The organism is Aeromicrobium sp. WCS2018Hpa-31 (genome assembly GCF_031843905.1).
GTDB lineage: Bacteria > Actinomycetota > Actinomycetes > Propionibacteriales > Nocardioidaceae > Aeromicrobium.
The window spans coordinates 91,450-109,718 of record NZ_JAVTJF010000007.1 but is presented as its reverse complement, the minus strand read 5'-3'; the positions used below and the strand labels follow the sequence as shown (position 1 = coordinate 109,718).

The window sequence follows — 18,269 nt, the reverse complement described above, 5'->3', positions numbered from 1 at the left end:
GCGAGCCTCGCGGGCGCCGACGACGCCACGGTCACCGCGAGGTGGCCGACGGTTGAAGGGTGGGCGACGAGCGTGCGCACGGCCCGGTCGACGTACGCACCGCGCGCCGGACGTCGGGGGAGTGGGGCGCGGACGCCTACGCTGGGGCCATGACGGTGAGACGCGTGCAAGGCAGCGAGGTCGAGTACGGCATCGCCGTCCAGGGACAGCCGAACGCCAACCCGATGGTGGCGTCGACGCACGTCGTGAACAGCTACGCCGCCGCCCACGGGCTCACCCGGCGTGCCCGCTGGGACTTCGAGGAGGAGAGCCCGCTGCGCGACGCGCGCGGGTTCGACCTGAGCCGGGAGGTCGCCGACCCGACCCAGCTCACCGACGAGGACCTGGGCCTGGCCAACATCATCCTGACCAACGGCGCCCGCCTGTACGTCGACCACGCGCACCCCGAGTACTCCTCGCCGGAGGTCACGTCGCCCCGCGACGTCGTCGTCTGGGAGAAGGCCGGCGAGCTCGTGATGCGGCGCGGCGCCGAGCTCGCCGCCCAGGTACCCGGCGCGGGCTCGATCGTGCTCTACAAGAACAACATCGACAACAAGGGCGCGTCGTACGGCTCGCACGAAAACTACCTCGTGGACCGGGCGGTCCCGTTCGACGCGATCGTCGCGCAGCTGACGCCGTTCTTCGTGTCGCGGCCCGTCGTCTGCGGCGCCGGCCGGGTCGGGCAGCGCCAGGACGGCAGCGTGCACGCCTACCAGCTCTCGCAGCGCGCGGACTACATGGAGGTCGGCGTGGGTCTGGAGACCACCCTCAAGCGACCGATCGTCAACACGCGCGACGAGCCGCACGCCGACCCGAAGAAGTACCGACGTCTGCACGTGATCATCGGTGACGCGAACCTGGCCGAGACGTCGATCTACCTCAAGCACGGCACCACCTCGATCGTCCTCGCCATGCTCGAGGCGGGGTTCCTGACGCCCGCCCCCGCCCTGGCGCAGCCGGTCAAGGCGCTCCACGACATCTCCCACGACACGACTCTCACCACGCTCGTCGAGCTGCAGGACGGCACCACGGCCACCGCCCTGGAGCTGCAGTGGCACTACCTCGAGCAGGCCCGGGCCTTCGTGGCCCGCGAGGGGTCCGACGAGCAGACCGACGACGTGCTGCAGCGCTGGGAGAGCGTGCTCACGCGGCTCGCGCGCGACCCGATGGAGTGCGTCCGCGAGCTCGACTGGGTGGCCAAGCTGTCGCTGCTGGAGTCCTACCGCGAGCGCGACGGCCTCGACTGGGACCACGCCAAGCTCCACCTCGTGGACCTGCAGTACCACGACGTCCGCGCCGAGCGCGGCATCTACCACCGCCTCGTGCACTCCGGCCGGATCGACCGGATCGTCAGCGATGCCGAGGTGGTGCGCGCCGTCGAGGAGCCGCCGCACGACACCCGCGCCTTCTTCCGTGGCCGCTGCCTGAGCACCTTCGCCTCCGAGGTCGCCGCCGCCTCCTGGGACTCGGTGATCCTGGACCTGCCGGGCTACGAGTCCCTCCAGCGGATCCCGACCATGGAGCCCCTCCGCGGCACGGCCGACCACGTGGGTGCGCTCTTCGAGTCCAGCGCCGACGCCACGGCGCTGTTCCGGGCGATCACCGGCCGCTGAGTCCCGCGCCCGGACACAACTGCTGCGACGCCTGGTGGGTCTCGACCCGCCTCGCGTCGGATCGGGCAGCGTGTGGGTCGCAGGGGGATAGGCTGACGGCATGGCCGAGCAGCAGCACAGGAACACGCGGAAGTCCTCCGACGACGAGGAGCAGGTCGAGACGTCGCACGTCGACGCAGCGCAGGACACCGAGCGCAAGGAGAAGCTCGACGACGACGTCGACTCGATCCTCGGCGACATCGACGACGTCCTGGAGGAGAACGCCGAGGAGTTCGTGCGCAGCTTCGTCCAGAAGGGCGGCCAGTGAGCGGCCCCGTGATGCTTCCCGCCGGCTACCGGTCCGTGGGAGGCACCTCGTTCGCCGACCTCCTGGCCTCGCAGTCGCCCGAGATGCTCCCCGGTGCGGCCGGCGCCGCCTCCGGTGAGCTCGCCGGCGTCGCGCACGGCACCACGATCGTGGCCGCCACGTTCGCGGGCGGGGTGGTCATGGCCGGCGACCGCCGCGCGACGATGGGCAACGTCATCGCGCAGCGCGACATCCAGAAGGTCTTCCCCACCGACGAGTTCTCGTGCGTCGGCATCGCCGGCACCGCGGGCATCGCCATCGAGATGACCCGCCTGTTCCAGGTCGAGCTCGAGCACTACGAGAAGATCGAGGGCGCCACGCTCTCCACCGACGGCAAGGCCAACCGGCTCGCCGCCCTCATCCGCGGCAACCTCGGCATGGCGATGCAGGGTCTGGCGGTCGTGCCGCTCTTCGCCGCCTTCGACCTGGTGCAGCAGTGCGGCCGCATCTTCGCCTTCGACGTGACGGGCAACAAGAACGAGGAGCGCACCTTCCACTCGGTCGGCTCGGGCTCGACGTTCGCCCGCGGCTCGCTCAAGAAGCTGTACTCGCCCGACATGGACGAGCGCTCCGCGGTCACCGCCGTCATCCAGGCGCTCTACGACGCCGCGGACGACGACACCGCCACGGGCGGGCCCGACCTGACCCGGCGGATCTTCCCGCTGGTCAGCGTCATCACCGCCGACGGCTACCGCGCCTGGGACGAGACCGAGACCGCCGCCGTGGCCGACGCGGTCATCGGCGGCCGCATGACGCGCCCCGACGGGCCCTCGGCCCCCCTCACCTGAACGCCCCCTCCGGAGGAGCAGCATGACCGCACCGTTCTACGTCTCGCCCGAGCAGCTGATGAAGGATCGGGCCGACTTCGCGCGCAAGGGGATCGCCCGGGGCCGCAGCGTGGTCGTCCTGCAGTACGCCGACGGCATCCTGCTCGTGGCCGAGAACCCCTCGCGCGCGCTGCACAAGATCAGCGAGATCTACGACCGGATCGGCTTCGCCGCGGTCGGGCGGTACAACGAGTTCGAGAACTTGCGCATCGCGGGCGTCCGTCTCGCCGACATGCGCGGCTACGCCTACGACCGCCGCGACGTCACCGGTCGCGGCCTGGCCAACGCCTACGCCCAGACCCTCGGCACCATCTTCTCCTCCGGCGGCGAGAAGCCCTACGAGGTGGAGATCTTCGTCGCCGAGGTGGGCGACTCCGTCGAGACCGACACCATCTACCGGCTCATGTACGACGGCTCCGTGGCCGACATCCAGGGCCACGCCGTGATGGGCGGCCAGAGCGACCAGGTCGACGAGCACCTCACCCAGCACTTCACGGCCGGGCTCGACCTCGCCGGGGCCGTGCGCCTCGCCACCCAGGCCCTGGCCTCCGACGCCGATCCCGCCCGCTCGATCGCCGCCGGCGACCTCGAGGCCGCGGTCCTCGACCGCACCCGTGCGCAGCCGCGCAAGTTCAAGCGGCTCGACGAGGCGACGATCGCCACGGCTCTCGCCGGCTGACGCCTCCGCTCCGCCGGAGGGAGGAGGCGGGATCGGCCGCGCGACCGATGCGCCGACCCGACCGCGACGCCTAGCGTCGTGAGGGTCACGTCATCGATCCCTCGGGGGAACCCATGCGACGTCTCCTGTCGTGCGTCACCGCAGCCACGCTGGCCGCCGGCCTGCTGGCCACCACCACACCCGCCCAGGCCCGCAGCGGCTCGGAGCAGAAGCGGCTCGACCGCATCGCCACGCCCTCGCTGGACTGGGGAGCCTGCAGCGCGGGCGCGCCGGCGGGCTTCGAGTGCGCCACCGTGGAGCTGCCCACCGACTACGACCGGCCGCGCGGCACCACCACCACCGTCGCGCTCACCCGCCTCCCGGCGAGCGACCCGGAGTCGCGGAAGGGCAGCCTGTTCTTCAACTTCGGCGGCCCCGGTGGCGAGGGTGTCTCGACCCTGCACCAGATCTCCGACCTCGTCGTCACGCCCGAGGTACGCGAGCGCTACGACCTCGTCGGGTTCGACCCGCGCGGTGTCGGCCTCTCCGACCCCGCGCTCTGCTACGACGACGCCGCGGACGAGGCGGCCGCGTTCGAGGGGCTCCCGGCGTTCCCGGTCACCCGGGCCGAGGAGCGCGCCTTCGTAAGCCAGTCGGCACGGATCGCCCGCGCCTGCCGCGACGAGGCCGGCGACGTCATCCGCCACGCGTCCACCGCGAACGTGGCGCGCGACCTCGAGCTCCTGCGTCGTGCCGTGGGCGACGGCACGCTCACCTACCAGGGCTACTCCTACGGCACCTACCTCGGCGCGACCTACGCCCGGCTGTTCCCGGACCGGGTCGGCTCGATGGTGCTCGACGGCACCGTCGACGTGGACGCCTACTCCGGTGCGAACCGCGACCCGCGCTCGGTCGGCGCGCGTCTCGCCCAGGGTCCGGCCGCGGAGGAGGCGTTCGACGCGTTCCTCGAGCAGTGCCGCCTGGCAGGTGAGCGCTGCTCCCTGAACGCGTTGGGTGATCCCGCGGACGTCGTCGGCGAGCTCCTGGAGCGGCTGAGGACGCAGCCAGTGACGCTCGACGTCCAGGGCACCGCGGTCGAGTACACCTACTCGCTGGCGATCTCGTCGATCTTCCTCCAGCTCTACTCGCCGAGCTCGTTCGCCGGGCTCTCGGACTTCCTCGTGCTCCTCGCCCAGGGCGGCGGCGAGCCGTCGACGACGCTGGAGCGGCAGCTGGCCCCGGCCCAGGAGCGCTACACCTCCCTCGGCAGCTCGTTGGCCCAGCTCTGCGTCGACTCCCGCTCGATCCTCCCGCCCGCCGCGTACCCCGCGCTCGCCGACCGCGAGGACCGGCTCGCGCCGCGGTTCGGACGCTTCCGCAGCTGGGTCGGCGTCCAGTGCCCGCAGATCGGCCTGCGGGACAGCGACGCCTTCACCGGGCCGTGGACGCAGACGACCGACGCGAGCGTCCTCGTGATCGGCACGCGCTTCGACCCGGCGACGCCGTACGCGAACACCCGACCCTTCGCGGAGAACTTCGCGGACGCTCGCGTGCTGACGGTCGAGGGATACGGCCACACGACGCTCGGGGTCAGCGCGTGCGCCGACTCCATCGTCGCGCGCTACCTGGTGGACGGGGACGCGCCGGCCGACGGGGCGACCTGCGCACAGGACCGTGCCCCGTTCACGGCGCAGCCCACCACCCAGCGCGCCCCGGCGCCCGCGCTGCCGGCACCGCTGCCCGGGCTCTGAGCCGCCGCCCGGCGCCGTCCACCCCCGCCAGTGCTCACCAGCGGGGGTGGACGGCCTCGCGCAGGTGGGTGTCGTAGATGCGCCGGACGCCCTCGAGCAGCTCGGGCCGGACGTCGACCGCGGCGGCGCGCGCGTTGGCGCGGGCCTGCTCGGGGGAGCGGGCACCGGGGATGACCGTGCTCACGCCCTCCTGGGCGACCACCCAGGCGACGGCGGCCTGGGCGGAGGTGACGCCCTGGGGCACCAGGTCGGTGAACTCGCGCGCAGCCTGCACACCGACCTCGTAGTCGACGCCCGAGAAGGTCTCGCCGACGTCGAACGCCTCGCCCTGGCGGTTGTACGAGCGGTGGTCGTCCTCCGCGAACGTGGTCTCGACCGTGTAGCGCCCGCTCAGCAGACCGCTGGCCAGCGGCACCCGCGCGATGATCCCGACGCCGGCCGCCCGCGCGGCGGGGAGGACCTCGTCGAGCGGCTTGAGCCGGAAGGCGTTGAGGATGATCTGCACCGTCGCGACGCCCGGTCGCGCGATCGCGGCGAGCGCCTGGTCGCACGTCTCGACGCTCACGCCATAGGCGGACATGACGCCCTCGGAGACGAGCGTGTCGAGGGCGTCGTACACCTCGTCGTCGGTCACGACCGCGCTCGGGGGGCAGTGCAGCTGGACGAGGTCCAGCGTGTCGACGCCGAGGTTGCTGCGCGACCGGTCGGTCCAGGCACGGAAGTTGTCCATGACGTAGTTCTCGGGCACCTGGTCGAGTCGGCGGCCCATCTTGGTGGCCACCGTGAGGTCGAGGTCGGGACGCGCACGCCGGAAGTCCGCGATGGCCTGCTCGCTGCGGCCGTCGCCGTACACGTCGGCCGTGTCGAGGAACGTCACGCCGGAGTCCACGGCGGCGTCCAGCACGGCCCGGGCGTCGTCACGACTCACGTCGCCCCAGTCCGCTCCGAGCTGCCACGTGCCGAGGCCGACGACCGAGGCCTTGCGGCCGGTCCTTCCGAGGGTCCTGTGCTCCATGGTCCCGACCCTACGGGCCGCCTGCGCGCCCGCGCCCCGAACGGTGCCGCGCGCCCAGCGCCTCGACCGGCGCTTCGACCGACGGGCCCGGCGTCGCCGGACTAGGCTGACGACATGGACCGGCGGATCTTCGGGATCGAGAACGAGTACGGCGTCACCTGCTCGTTCAAGGGTCAGCGTCGTCTGTCGCCCGACGAGGTCGCTCGCTACCTCTTCCGCCGGGTCGTGTCGTGGGGGCGCAGCAGCAACGTGTTCCTGCGCAACGGCGCGCGGCTCTACCTCGACGTCGGCAGCCACCCCGAGTACGCCACGCCCGAGTGCGACGACCTGGTCGACCTGGTCACGCACGACCGCGCGGGGGAGCGGATCCTCGAGGGCCTCATGCTCGACGCCCAGCAGCGCCTGGCCGACGACGGCGTGGACGGCGACATCTACCTGTTCAAGAACAACACCGACTCCGCCGGCAACTCCTACGGCTGCCACGAGAACTACCTCGTCGGACGAGGCGGCGAGTTCAGCCGGTTGGCCGACGTGCTCATCCCGTTCCTCGTCTCGCGACAGATCATCTGCGGCGCGGGCAAGGTCCAGCAGACGCCCCGCGGCACGATCTTCTCGGTCAGCCAGCGCGCCGAGCACATCTGGGAGGGCGTCTCGAGCGCCACCACCCGGTCTCGACCGATCATCAACACCCGCGACGAGCCGCACGCCGACGCCGAGCGCTTCCGCAGGCTGCACGTCATCGTCGGCGACTCCAACATGAGCGAGACCACCACCTTGCTCAAGGTCGCCACCACGGACCTGGTCCTGCGCATGATCGAGGCGGGCGTCACGATGCGCGACATGACGCTGGAGAACCCGATCCGGGCGATCCGCGAGATCTCCCACGACATGACCGGACGGCGCAAGGTCCAGCTCGCCAACGGCCGTGAGCTCTCCGCCCTGGAGATCCAGGCGGAGTACTTCGGCAAGGCCGCCGAGTTCGTCGACCGGCACGGCCTGCACACCCCCACCATCGACCGCACGATGGACCTGTGGGAGCGCACCCTCAAGGCCGTGGAGTCCGAGGACCTCTCCCTCGTCGAGCGCGAGATCGACTGGGTCATCAAGTTCCGTCTGCTCGACCGGTACCGCACGGCGCACGGCATGAGCTGGGCAGATCCGCGGATCGCGCAGCTCGACCTGGCCTACCACGACATCCGGCGTGACCGCGGCATCTTCTACCTGCTGCAGAACCGCGGAGCGGTCGCGCGGGTCACGACGGACCTGGGGGTCTTCCAGGCCAAGTCGGTGCCACCGCAGACCACCCGGGCCCGACTGCGCGGCGACTTCATCAAGCGCGCCCAGGAGCGCCGGCGCGACTTCACCGTCGACTGGGTGCACCTCAAGCTCAACGACCAGGCCCAGCGCACGGTGCTCTGCAAGGACCCGTTCCGCTCCGCCGACGACCGCGTGCAGCGGCTCATCGACGGCATGTGACGCAGCGTCGCGACCCCACGGCCGATGCACGGTCGCCGCTCAGGATCCTCTTGGGCGCCCGGGCTACGGTGATCGAGGCCATCACCCCGACGAAAGTGCTCCCGTGCGTCGAAACCTTGCGATCGTCCTGACCTCCGCCCTCGTCCTCGTCGGCTGCGGCTCCGGCTCCGGTGGGGGGCTCGACGCCGTCGAGGTCGGCTCGAGCAAGAACCCGAGCGTCACGGTGCCGGAGGACTTCACCACCGACTCCACCGAGACGCGGGTCGTCAACGAGGGCAGCGGCGACGAGGTCCAGGACGGCGACACCGTCAAGCTCAACTACGTGGCCGTGAACGGTCGCACGGGCAAGCAGTTCGACAACTCGTTCAAGGCCGAGAGCCCGCTCACGACGCAGCTCACCGAGGGGAGCGTGCTGACCGGGTTCGTCAAGGGCCTGACCGGGCAGAAGGTCGGCAGCCGCGTGCTGGTCGCCATCCCGCCGAAGGACGGCTTCGCCGAGGGCCAGGCGCGCGACCAGGCCGAGCAGACGCTCGGCGTCAAGGCCGACGACACCATGGTCTTCCTGTTCGACATCGTCGCCAAGGTCCCCACCGAGGCGAAGGGTGCGGCCGAGAAGCTGCCCAAGACCGTCCCCTCGATCACCCTGAAGGACGACAAGCCGGCCGGGTTCAAGACCAGTGGCGACGTGACGAAGGACCCCGAGAAGGCGGCTGCGTACGTCGCGATCAAGGGCGACGGCGAGAAGGTCGCCAAGGGGGCCAGCATCACGGCGCACTACGTCGGCCAGGTCTACCCCGACGGCAAGGTGTTCGACAGCAGCTGGGACCGCGGAACGCCGTCGACGTTCTCGCTCGACCAGGTCATCGCCTGCTGGAAGGACCTCCTGCCCGGCCAGACGATCGGCAGCCGCGTGGTCCTGGTGTGCCCCGCCGACTCCGCCTACGGCGACAGCCCGCAGGAGGGCAGCGGCATCGAGCCCGGCGACACGCTGACCTTCGCGATCGACCTGCTGGACGCCTCCTGACCGTCTGACATGCTGGGGGCGTGGCCGACCGCAAGACCGAGAGGTTGATGAACCTCATCTTCACCCTGCTCGTCACCCGTCAGTACCTGTCCAAGGAACAGATCCGCCAGGCGATCGCGGACTACCGCGCCTCGACCCAGGTGGCCTTCGAGCGCAAGTTCGAGCGCGACAAGGAGGAGCTGCGCGAGCTCGGCATCGCCGTCGAGACCGGCACCAACGACAAGTACTTCGACGACGAGCCCGGCTACCGGATCCGACGCGACGCCGCCGAGCTGCCCGACCTCGACCTCACCCGCGAGGAGGCCGCCGTGCTGGGGCTGGCCGCGCAGGTGTGGGAGCACGCCGGCCTGGCCACCAGCTCCACGTCGGCCCTCGTCAAGCTCAAGGCCGCGGGCGTCGCGGTCGACACCGACGTGCTGCGCATGGCCGAGCCCAAGCTGTCGGCGCACGAGCCCGCCTTCGAGGCAGCCCTCGACGCCGCCACCCGTCGGATCCCCGTGCGCTTCGAGTACCGCCGCCCCGGGGCCGAGGCCACGCAGCGGCGGGTCCTGCCGTGGCGGATCCTGTCCTGGCGTGGCCGCTGGTACCTCGTCGGCCACGACGTCGACCGCGACGCGCCGCGCATGTTCCGCCTCTCCCGCGTCGTCGGCGACCTGGAGCACGACGGCGAGCCCGGCGCGTTCGAGCGCCCGGCCGAGGAGGTCGTCTCCGCGGCCGCCACGGCCCTCTTCCCCCGTCCGTCCGACCGCACCGCGCGCCTCAGCGTCGCGACGGCCCGGGCCAACGCCCTGCGCCGCAGCGCCGCCTCCGTCACGCCGGGCGACGACGGTCGTGACGAGCTCGTCGTCCCGTTCTCCACCGGCTGGGACCTCGCTGCCGAGATCGCCTCGTACGGGCCCGACGTCGTCGTCCTCGACCCTCCGGAGCTCCGTGACCAGGTGATCGGCCGCCTGCGCGCCGTGCTCGAGGCCACGGGGGCGGCGTCGTGAGCCGACCGACGAACCGCTCCGCGCAGCAGGTCGTGCGGATGCTCGCGCTCGTGCCGTACCTGCAGGGCAACGACGGGGTGCCGGTCCACGACGTCGCCCGCGAGTTCGGTGTCCCGCCCAAGCAGATCCGTGACGACCTGCGCCTGCTCATGTTCACCGGGGTGGGGGAGTACGCCGGTGAGCTCATCGACGTCGACCTCGCCGCCCTCGAGGGCGACGACGTCATCCACATCCGCGACGCCGAGTTCTTGTCCCGACCCCTGCGCCTGACCGCCGACGAGGGCATCGCGCTCGTCGCCGCGCTGCGCACCCTGCGCGCGTCGGCCGCCGGTCCTCAGCTGCCGATCGTCGACGCCGCCCTGGCCAAGCTGGAGACCGCCGTGGCCGGCGACACCGCCGTCGAGGCCGTCGACGTGCACGTCGCCGAGGTCGATCCCGCCATCCGTGACACCGTGGCCGCCGCGCTGGCCGACGGTCGGCGGCTCGAGCTGGACTACGCCACCGACTCCCGCGACGACGTCACGACCCGCCAGGTCGACCCGCAGCAGCTGTTCGCCCGGCAGGGCCACACCTACCTCGAGGCCTACTGCCTGCGCGCCGAGGACGTCCGGTTCTTCCGGCTCGACCGCATCACGCGCGCCGTCGACACCGGCCGGGCGGTCGAGCGCCACGACACCACCGCCCGCGACCTCGGCGACGAGCTGTTCTCCGTGAGCGACCAGACCCCGTCCGCCGTCCTCGACCTCGACCCGGCTGCGCACTGGCTCACCGAGTACTACCAGGTCGAGGAGCTCGGCGAGGTCGACGGCCGTCGCCGCGTGCGCCTGTACGCGGGCGACGAGGCCTGGCTGCGTCGGCTCGTGCTGCGCAACGGCGGCACGGTGCACGTCGTCGAGCCACGCACACTTCGCGGACAGGTGATGGACACGGCACGTTCAGCACTCGCCGCGTACGATGGTTGAGACCGCACCCGACGAAAGAGACATCATGTTCAGGCAGATCGGCCCTACGGAGATCCTCCTCATCCTCGGCGTGGTCCTGCTGCTGTTCGGCGGCCGCAAGCTTCCCGAGCTCGCCCGCGGGTCCGGACGTGCCCTGCGGATCTTCAAGTCCGAGGTCAAGGAGCTGAACGACGGCGACGACAAGCGCGACGACGCCGACGTGGCCGCCGCCTCCGACCCGACGGTGCGTCCCGACCAGGTCGCCGACGACCTCACGGTGCGCCCCGAGCCGGTGCGCCGCGACTCCACGCCCGAGCAGGGCTAAGGCTTGGCCGCGATCAGCGGCACGCCGTCCGGGGCCACCGGCGGCACCATGCCGCTCGTGGAGCACCTCCGCGAGCTCCGGACGCGCCTCACGCGCGCCGTGCTCGCGATCCTCGTCTTCACCATCCTGGGGTTCGTCTTCTACGGCCCGATCCTGGACTTCCTCACCCAGCCGTACAACGACATGCGGCCGATCCTGCAGACGCAGGGCATCGAGTCCGAGCTGGTCATCACCGGCGTCGGCGGCGCGTTCCAGTTCCAGCTGAAGATCTCGCTCGTGTTCGGCCTGCTGGCCTCGAGCCCGCTGTGGCTGTGGCAGCTGTGGGCGTTCATCCTGCCGGCGATGCACCGGCACGAGAAGAAGTGGGCGGCCATCCTCGCCGGCACCGGCGCCCCGCTGTTCGTCGGTGGCGCCGCCCTGGCCTACGTCGTCCTGCCGAAGGCGATGGAGATCCTCATCGGGTTCGTGCCCGACGGGTTCGGGAGCCTCGTGACCGGGGCCGAGTACTTCGACTTCATCATCAAGATGCTGCTGGTCTTCGGCGTCGCCGCCGAGATCCCGCTCGTCGTGGTCATGCTGAACCGGCTCGGCATCGTGTCGGCGAAGCAGCTGGCGTCGGCGCGGCCCTGGACCATCATCGGCATCTTCGTGTTCGCCGCGATCGCCACGCCCACCACCGACCCGCTCACCATGCTCTTCCTGGCCGCACCCATGACGATCCTGTACCTCATCGCCGAGGTGATCACGAAGATCACGGACCGTCGCCGCGGGCGTGCCGCGATCGACGAGGTCGACGACGACGAGGCGTCCCCCCTGGACCGACCTCCGGCCGTCTGAGGTGCACGCGGTCTAGGCTGCGGCCATGCTCGTGACGCTCGTCGTGAACCCGGTCTCGGGCAAGCAGCGCGGGGAGCAGATCGCGCGGGAGGCGGGGGACCGTCTGTCCCGCGTCGGTCACGACGTGGTGCGGGTGCACAGCGCTGACGGTGCCCAGGCGCGCGCCGCCGTCGCGGCCGAGGTCGACGCGGGATCCGAGCTGGTGCTCGTCGTCGGAGGCGACGGCCTGCTGCACGACGTGCTGCCGGCGCTCACCGCGCGCGACGTCACCGTCGGCCTGCTGCCCGCCGGCACCGGCAACGACACCGCACGATCGCTCGGGATCCCCGTGGGGGACCCCGACGCCGCGCTCGACGTCGTCCTGTCGGGCCGCACGCGCACGATCGACCTCGCCGACACCGACCACGGGCCGGTCGTCACCGTCGTGGCGTCGGGCTTCGACTCCAAGGTGAACGAGCGCGCCAACGCCATGCGCTGGCCCCGCGGCAACATGCGCTACAACCTCGCGATCCTCGCCGAGCTCCGCGCGTTCTCCCCGCTGTCGTTCACGCTGACCCTCGACGGCGTCCGGCTCGACACCGAGGCCATGCTCGTGGCCGTGGGCAACGGACCGTCGTTCGGCGGGGGACTGAGGATCGCCGAGGGAGCGGTGCTCGACGACGGCCTGCTCGACGTCTGCATCATCAGGCCGGTCAGCAAGGCGAAGCTGGTCCGGGTGTTCCCGCAGCTGTACCGCGGGACGCACGTGGACCTCCCGGAGTTCGAGCGGCACCTGGTCCGCGAGGCCGTCCTGGAGTGCCCGGGCATCGTCGCGTACGGCGACGGCGAGCGTCTCGGCCCGCTTCCGATGACGACCCGTGTGCGCCCCGCCGCGTTGCGCGTCCTCGTTCCGTAGCCGCGATCCGTAGGCTGGGGAGCATGACGAGCCCGGCCGAGAAGTTCGCCCAGGCCACGGCCTCGCGTCGCCACCCCCACCTCGCCGAGTTCCGTGGTCTCTACGGCTTCACCCTCGACCCCTTCCAGGTCGAGGCGTGCCACGAGGTCGAGGACGGGCGCGGGGTCCTGGTCGCGGCTCCGACGGGCTCCGGCAAGACGCTCGTCGGTGAGTTCGCGGTGCACCTCGCCCTCGCGACCGGGCGCAAGTGCTTCTACACCACCCCGATCAAGGCGCTGTCGAACCAGAAGTTCCACGACCTCGTCGAGCGCTACGGTGCCGATCGCGTGGGGCTGCTGACCGGCGACAGCACCGTCAACGGGGAGGCTCCGGTGGTCGTCATGACCACCGAGGTGCTGCGCAACATGCTCTACGCGGGCTCACGCACCCTCGACGGCCTCGGCTTCGTCGTCATGGACGAGGTGCACTACCTCGCGGACCGGTTCCGCGGGGCGGTGTGGGAAGAGGTCATCATCGGGCTGCCCGAGTCGGTCAGCGTGATCTCGCTGTCGGCCACGGTCTCCAACGCCGAGGAGTTCGGCGACTGGCTCAGCGAGGTCCGGGGCTCCACCACCACGATCGTCGAGGAGCGGCGCCCGGTGCCTCTGCACCAGCACGTGCTGGTGGGTCGCAAGCTGTTCCCGCTGTTCGAGGACGACACGGCCGAGACCCGACCCGGTTCGAGCGGGTCGTCCGACGAGGGCCCACGCGTCAACCGCCAGCTCGAGAGCATGGCGCGCCAGGACTGGCAGCTGGACCGCGCACGCAAGGGCGGCGGCCGCGGCCGGCCGACCAAGGGCGGCAAGCGGCCGCAGAGCCGGCACCGCACGCCCAGCCGGGTGGAGGTCGTCGAGAAGCTGGCGGCCGAGGGCCTGCTGCCCGCCATCGTCTTCGTCTTCAGTCGGGCCGGGTGCGCTGCGGCCGTCCAGCAGGTGCTCGACGCGCGCATCATGCTGACCACGCCCGACGAGCGCAAGGAGATCGAGGCACGGGTCGACGAGGCGTGCGCGCACCTGCCCGACGAGGACCTGCACGTCCTCGGCTTCCACGAGCTGCGCGACGGTCTGGGGCGCGGAGTCGCCGCGCACCACGCGGGCATGCTGCCCGCGTTCAAGGAGGTCGTGGAGCAACTGTTCAGCGACGGGCTCGTCAAGGTCGTGTTCGCCACCGAGACCTTGGCGCTCGGCATCAACATGCCCGCCCGCTCGGTCGTCATCGAACGGCTGACGAAGTGGAACGGCGAGGCCCACGTGAACGTCTCGCCGGGGGAGTACACGCAGCTCACCGGCCGGGCCGGACGACGCGGGATCGACGTCGAGGGGCACGGTGTCGTGCTCTGGCAGCCCCAGCTCGACCCCCGGCAGGTCGCCGGTCTCGCCTCCACGCGCACCTACCCGCTCAACTCCTCGTTCCGGCCCTCCTACAACATGGCGGTCAACCTGGTCGACCAGATGGGCCGCCGGCCGGCACGCGAGCTGCTCGAGCAGTCGTTCGCCCAGTTCCAGGCCGATCGCGCCGTGGTGGGGATGGTCCGCCAGATCCGCAAGGCCGACGACGCGCTCGACGGCTACCGCGAGGCCGCCCAGTGCCACCTCGGCGACTTCCTGGAGTACGCGGCGCTGCGCCGCGAGCTGAGCGACGTCGAGTCCTCCGGAGCACGCCAGCGCAAGGCCGACCGCCGCCAGGAGGCCGTCGCGTCGATGGCAGCGCTCAAGGTCGGCGACGTCATCAACGTGCCCGGGGGCAAGTTCGCCGGGCTCGCCGTCGTGCTCGACCCCGGTGTCAGCGGGTCTCCGGAGGCTCCACGTCCGCTCGTGCTCACGGCGAGCCGCCACTCACGGCGTCTCGGGACGATCGACTTCCCGGTGCCGGTGGAGCCCATCACGCGGATGCGGATCCCCAAGTCGTTCAACGCTCGCAACGCCCAGGCGCGCCGCGACCTCGCGTCCTCGCTGCGGGACCGCGCCGAGGGCCTGCGCTGGCACAACGAGACCGGCTACCACGCCGACCGCCCGACCGAGCGGGTCGCGGACGAGCGCACCGACCCCCGTGTGGCCGAGCTGCGGCGGGCGATGAAGGAGCACCCGTGCCACGCGTGCCCCGATCGCGAGGCGCACGCCCGGTGGGCAGAGCGCTACACCAAGCTCGAGCGTGACACCGCCAACCAGCGGCGCCGCATCGAGCAGCGCACCAACACCGTGGCGCGCCAGTTCGACCACGTGTGCGAGGTCCTCGACGAGCTCGGCTACCTGGACGGCGACGTCGTCACCACCGACGGCCGTCGCCTGCAGCGGCTGTACAGCGAGCTGGACCTGCTGGTCAGCGAGTGCCTGCGACAAGGTGTCTGGGACGGCCTGGACGCCGGCCAGCTGGGTGCCGTGCTGTCGGGCCTCACCTTCGAGAGCCGGATCGACGACCCGCCCGCCCCTCGGTTCCCGGACCGTCGCACGCTCGACGTCTCGGAGACGATGCTCGCGCTGTGCGCCGACCTGCAGGCCCTGGAGCGTCGGCACCGGGTCCGCTTCCTGTCCGCGCCCGACTTCGGGTTCGCGGAGACCGCGTCGGCCTGGGTCGGTGGAGCACCGCTCGACGAGGTCCTGCGCACCACGGGCATGGCCGCCGGTGACTTCGTGCGCGCCATGAAGCAGCTCATCGACCTCGTCGCGCAGGTCGCCGACGCCGCCGGCCCCGGCCCGTTGCGCACGACCGCCCGGCAGACGCTCGACGGCCTGCGGCGTGGCGTGGTGGCCTACTCCTCGCTCAGCGGCTGAGCGCCTTCACGAGACGCTCCGGCACGCCGCCGAGGCCCCACCGCGCCCCGAACGCCTCGAGGGCGTCGCGCTGCTCGGGGGACAGCGGCGCCAGCGGCCGCACGACGTCGGTGCCGCACACGTCGTCGCGCACCCGCACGACCTGACGCATGACGTCGATCAGCTCGCGGGTGTCCAGCAGCGACTGCCGGACCCGCGGCTTGATCGAGGAGTCCGGGTCCTGGGCGGCCGCGACGATGCCGTCGAGGTCGTGGAACTCGCCCAGCAGCGTCGCGGCGGTCTTCTCGCCGATGCCGGCGACGCCGGGGATGCCGTCGGACGTGTCGCCGCGCATGGTCGCGAAGTCGGCGTACTGCTGCGGCTCCACGCCGTACTTGGCACGGATCCACGCGGCGTCGACCACGTCGGCCGACGAGACCCCTCGCGCGGTGTAGAGCACGCGCACCTGTGCGTCGTCGTCGACGAGCTGGAAGAGGTCGCGGTCGCCGGTGACCACGTCGACCGGCCCGTCCCACGCCTGCGCGAGCGTGCCGATGACGTCGTCGGCCTCCGCGCCCTGCCTCCCGACCACCGGGATCCCGAGGATGTCCAGCGCCTCGGCGATCAGCGGGACCTGCGGGCTCAGCAGCTCCGGCGACTCCTCCGCGACCAGCTCGCCCGACGTCGGGTCGGCGACCTCGGCCACCCGGTGGGTCTTGTAGGAGGGCAGCAGGTCGACCCGCCACTGCGGACGCCAGTCGTCGTCCCAGCACGCCACGACGGCGTCGGGGGAGTGCTGGTCGACGAGCGTCGAGACGAAGTCGAGCAGCCCGCGCAGCGCGTTCACCACCGTCCCGTCAGGCGCCTTGAACGAGTCGGGCACCCCGTAGAACGCACGGAAGTAGAGGCTGGCGGAGTCGAGGAGGAGCAGGCGTCCGGTGGTCACGTCGCCAGCGTAGGGCGTCGCCAGGGCGGCTACCGTCCCGAAGCCGAACACCATCGCCCTCCCGGTCGTGCTGGGAGAGCGATGGTGTTCAGAGACGCGAGGACCGTCAGCGCTGTGTCGTCAGCGCTGTGTGGTCAGCGCTGTGTCGTCAGCGCTGGGCCTGCGGCCCCTGGGTGACGGCCGGAGCCTTCTTGGCGCTCGTGCGGACCTTGGCCCGCGCGGCGTCGCCGTAGAGGCCCTTCTTCGACAGCGCGAGCGTCGCGGTTGCGTGCGCCGCCCCGTCGCTCAGCTGGCCGAGCACCGTCGTGTTGATGTTGGTGATGTCGTCGGCGGCCGAGTGGTAGTTCTGGTCGAGCGTCTCGCCCGCCGTCCCACCGTAGATCGCAGCCTGCTCGGGCGTCTTGACGTCGTCGGCACCGCTGAACAGGCCGCCGGCCGGGATGCCGTACTGGATGAACGGTCCGTAGTCGGACCGGCCGTCGAACGCGGTCGGATCGGTCTCGAGGCCCGAGCCGTCGAAGAAGTCGGTGAAGACCTTCTCGATCTGGCCCGACCCGGCGGGACCGGCAGCGCCGAACGCGGAGCCGTCCCCGTCGTAGACCAGGCGGACGAAGTTGGGCGAGCCCAGCATGTCGAAGTTCAGGTTCGCGTAGATCTTCGACCGGTTCGCGTCGGACAGCGTGTCGACGTAGTGCTGCGAGCCGAGCAGGCCCAGCTCCTCGGCACCCCAGAAGGCGAAGCGGACGGGGCGCTGTGCCTTCTTGGTGTAGCCGGTCCTGGCCATCTGCTCGGCGATCTCGAGGATCGCCGCGGTGCCGGTGCCGTTGTCGTTGATGCCCGCGCCCTCCGGGACGGAGTCCAGGTGGGCACCGACCACGACGACCTGGTCGTCGTTCTTCGTGCGCTTCGGCCAGTCGGCGATCAGGTTGTGCGTCTCACGCTCGAGGTCGGTCACCGTGTCCGTCGTGACGCGAGCGGTGGCGCCGCCGGAGCGTGCGTCCTGGACGAGGGCGACGGCGTCGTCGTAGGACAGGCCCACGACCGGGACGTCGATCGGGGTGCCGAGCGTGCCCACGGCGAGCTCGGTGCGCTCGGGGTTGCCCTCGTTGAAGATGATCACGGCGTCGTAGCCGGCGGCCTTCGCGTTCGCCGCCTTGACGCCGAAGTCACAGGTGCCGCGCTGGACCAGCGCGATCGCGGGATCCGCGGGGGCCGCCTCGAAGTCCGACGCCTCGCACCCGGAGGTGCTGCTCGGCTCGGGCGTGGCCGGGATGACGACGTCCTTCGTCGGCACGACCGTGCCGGTGACCGAACCCGATCCGGAGTACGTGAACACGGCCGTCTCGAGCGTCTTCTCGCCCGGCGTGAGCTGGGTCAGCGTGGCCGGGCTGTTCTCGGCGAAGAACGGGAAGGTGAACGTCTGCTTGCGCACGGTGTAGCCCGCCGCACGCAGCGTCTTGGCGACGTAGGCCGACGACGCGTCGTAGCCGGGCAGTCCGGACGCGCGGTTGCCGCCGTTGCGGTTGGCGATGGTCTGCAGCTGGCGCAGGTGCTGGAGCACCCCGTTGACCTGCACCGCCTTGGTCAGCTTCTTGGTATCGACCTCGCCCTTCGAGCCGCCGGCGATTGCCGGTGACGCGGAGACGAGCCCGGCGGACAGGACGACGGCTGCGGTGGCAGCGACGATCTTGCGCATGGGACCCCCCGATCCTTCGATGTGATGTACGCCTCACCCTAGGTGACGATGGCGGTCGGGGCACCTGTCGAAGGTCCTGCGTTGGCCCACGACGTAGGCTCG

Annotated in this window: 16 protein-coding genes; 13 read left to right on the top strand and 3 right to left on the bottom strand. The window is 71.4% G+C overall.

The genetic code is table 11. From position 1 onward, the window contains the following. The first annotated feature begins 149 nt into the window (after nt 1–149). The 5 genes from dop (at nt 150) to RQG84_RS10715 (ending at nt 5,234) form a co-directional block, all read left to right on the top strand. Nucleotides 150–1,652, top strand: a complete 1,503-nt coding sequence (dop, locus tag RQG84_RS10735) for a depupylase/deamidase Dop (RefSeq protein WP_311210020.1) — start codon at nt 150–152, stop codon at nt 1,650–1,652. 100 nt (nt 1,653–1,752) lie between these two features. Next, nucleotides 1,753–1,959: a ubiquitin-like protein Pup gene (locus RQG84_RS10730; RefSeq protein WP_055968231.1), complete on the top strand. Its 207-nt coding sequence runs from the start codon at nt 1,753–1,755 to the stop codon at nt 1,957–1,959. Between the two features lie 11 nt (nt 1,960–1,970). Continuing rightward, nucleotides 1,971–2,786 carry a proteasome subunit beta gene (prcB, locus tag RQG84_RS10725; RefSeq protein ID WP_311210130.1) on the top strand — a complete coding sequence of 272 codons (816 nt, stop codon included), beginning with the start codon at nt 1,971–1,973 and terminating at the stop codon, nt 2,784–2,786. A gap of 22 nt (nt 2,787–2,808) precedes the next feature. After that, on the top strand, nt 2,809–3,504 hold the full coding sequence (gene prcA / locus RQG84_RS10720; protein ID WP_311210019.1) for a proteasome subunit alpha: 696 nt from the start codon (nt 2,809–2,811) through the stop codon (nt 3,502–3,504). Between the two features lie 113 nt (nt 3,505–3,617). After that, nucleotides 3,618–5,234 (top strand): alpha/beta hydrolase, encoded by a 1,617-nt coding sequence (locus RQG84_RS10715; RefSeq protein WP_311210018.1) that lies wholly within the window; start codon nt 3,618–3,620, stop codon nt 5,232–5,234. A 34-nt stretch (nt 5,235–5,268) separates the two neighbouring features. Here RQG84_RS10715 and RQG84_RS10710 read toward each other — a convergent pair whose 3' ends face one another. Further along, nucleotides 5,269–6,249 (bottom strand): aldo/keto reductase, encoded by a 981-nt coding sequence (locus RQG84_RS10710; RefSeq protein WP_311210017.1) that lies wholly within the window; start codon nt 6,247–6,249, stop codon nt 5,269–5,271. Nucleotides 6,250–6,363: 114 nt separating this feature from the next. Between RQG84_RS10710 and pafA the strand changes: the two genes are divergently transcribed. The 8 genes from pafA to RQG84_RS10670 all read left to right on the top strand — a co-directional run bounded on the left by pafA (nt 6,364) and on the right by RQG84_RS10670 (nt 15,546). Next, complete coding sequence (gene pafA, locus RQG84_RS10705) at nt 6,364–7,725, top strand: Pup--protein ligase (RefSeq protein ID WP_055968239.1); 1,362 nt, start codon at nt 6,364–6,366, stop codon at nt 7,723–7,725. A 103-nt stretch (nt 7,726–7,828) separates the two neighbouring features. Beyond that, nucleotides 7,829–8,749, top strand: coding sequence for an FKBP-type peptidyl-prolyl cis-trans isomerase (locus tag RQG84_RS10700; protein ID WP_311210016.1), 921 nt, complete (start codon nt 7,829–7,831; stop codon nt 8,747–8,749). A gap of 20 nt (nt 8,750–8,769) precedes the next feature. Then, complete coding sequence (locus RQG84_RS10695; RefSeq protein ID WP_055968242.1) at nt 8,770–9,738, top strand: YafY family protein; 969 nt, start codon at nt 8,770–8,772, stop codon at nt 9,736–9,738. Then, nucleotides 9,735–10,700, top strand: coding sequence for a WYL domain-containing protein (locus RQG84_RS10690; RefSeq protein ID WP_311210015.1), 966 nt, complete (start codon nt 9,735–9,737; stop codon nt 10,698–10,700). The genes RQG84_RS10695 and RQG84_RS10690 overlap by 4 nt, the downstream gene beginning before the upstream one ends. Before the next feature lie 25 nt (nt 10,701–10,725). Then, entirely contained in the window at nt 10,726–11,004 is a 279-nt protein-coding gene (gene tatA / locus RQG84_RS10685; protein WP_055968245.1) for a twin-arginine translocase TatA/TatE family subunit, read from the top strand. A 3-nt stretch (nt 11,005–11,007) separates the two neighbouring features. Continuing rightward, nucleotides 11,008–11,841, top strand: a complete 834-nt coding sequence (gene tatC, locus RQG84_RS10680) for a twin-arginine translocase subunit TatC (RefSeq protein WP_257727410.1) — start codon at nt 11,008–11,010, stop codon at nt 11,839–11,841. A 25-nt stretch (nt 11,842–11,866) separates the two neighbouring features. Then, nucleotides 11,867–12,736: a YegS/Rv2252/BmrU family lipid kinase gene (locus RQG84_RS10675; RefSeq protein ID WP_311210014.1), complete on the top strand. Its 870-nt coding sequence runs from the start codon at nt 11,867–11,869 to the stop codon at nt 12,734–12,736. A gap of 23 nt (nt 12,737–12,759) precedes the next feature. Beyond that, nucleotides 12,760–15,546, top strand: coding sequence for a DEAD/DEAH box helicase (locus RQG84_RS10670; protein ID WP_311210013.1), 2,787 nt, complete (start codon nt 12,760–12,762; stop codon nt 15,544–15,546). Here RQG84_RS10670 and RQG84_RS10665 read toward each other — a convergent pair. Next, nucleotides 15,536–16,471: a 5'-3' exonuclease gene (locus RQG84_RS10665; RefSeq protein WP_311210012.1), complete on the bottom strand. Its 936-nt coding sequence runs from the start codon at nt 16,469–16,471 to the stop codon at nt 15,536–15,538. The two genes, RQG84_RS10670 and RQG84_RS10665, sit on opposite strands and share 11 nt — an antisense overlap. A 148-nt stretch (nt 16,472–16,619) precedes the next feature. Further along, nucleotides 16,620–18,167 (bottom strand): M20/M25/M40 family metallo-hydrolase, encoded by a 1,548-nt coding sequence (locus tag RQG84_RS10660; protein WP_311210011.1) that lies wholly within the window; start codon nt 18,165–18,167, stop codon nt 16,620–16,622. Between the last annotated feature and the right edge of the window lie 102 nt (nt 18,168–18,269).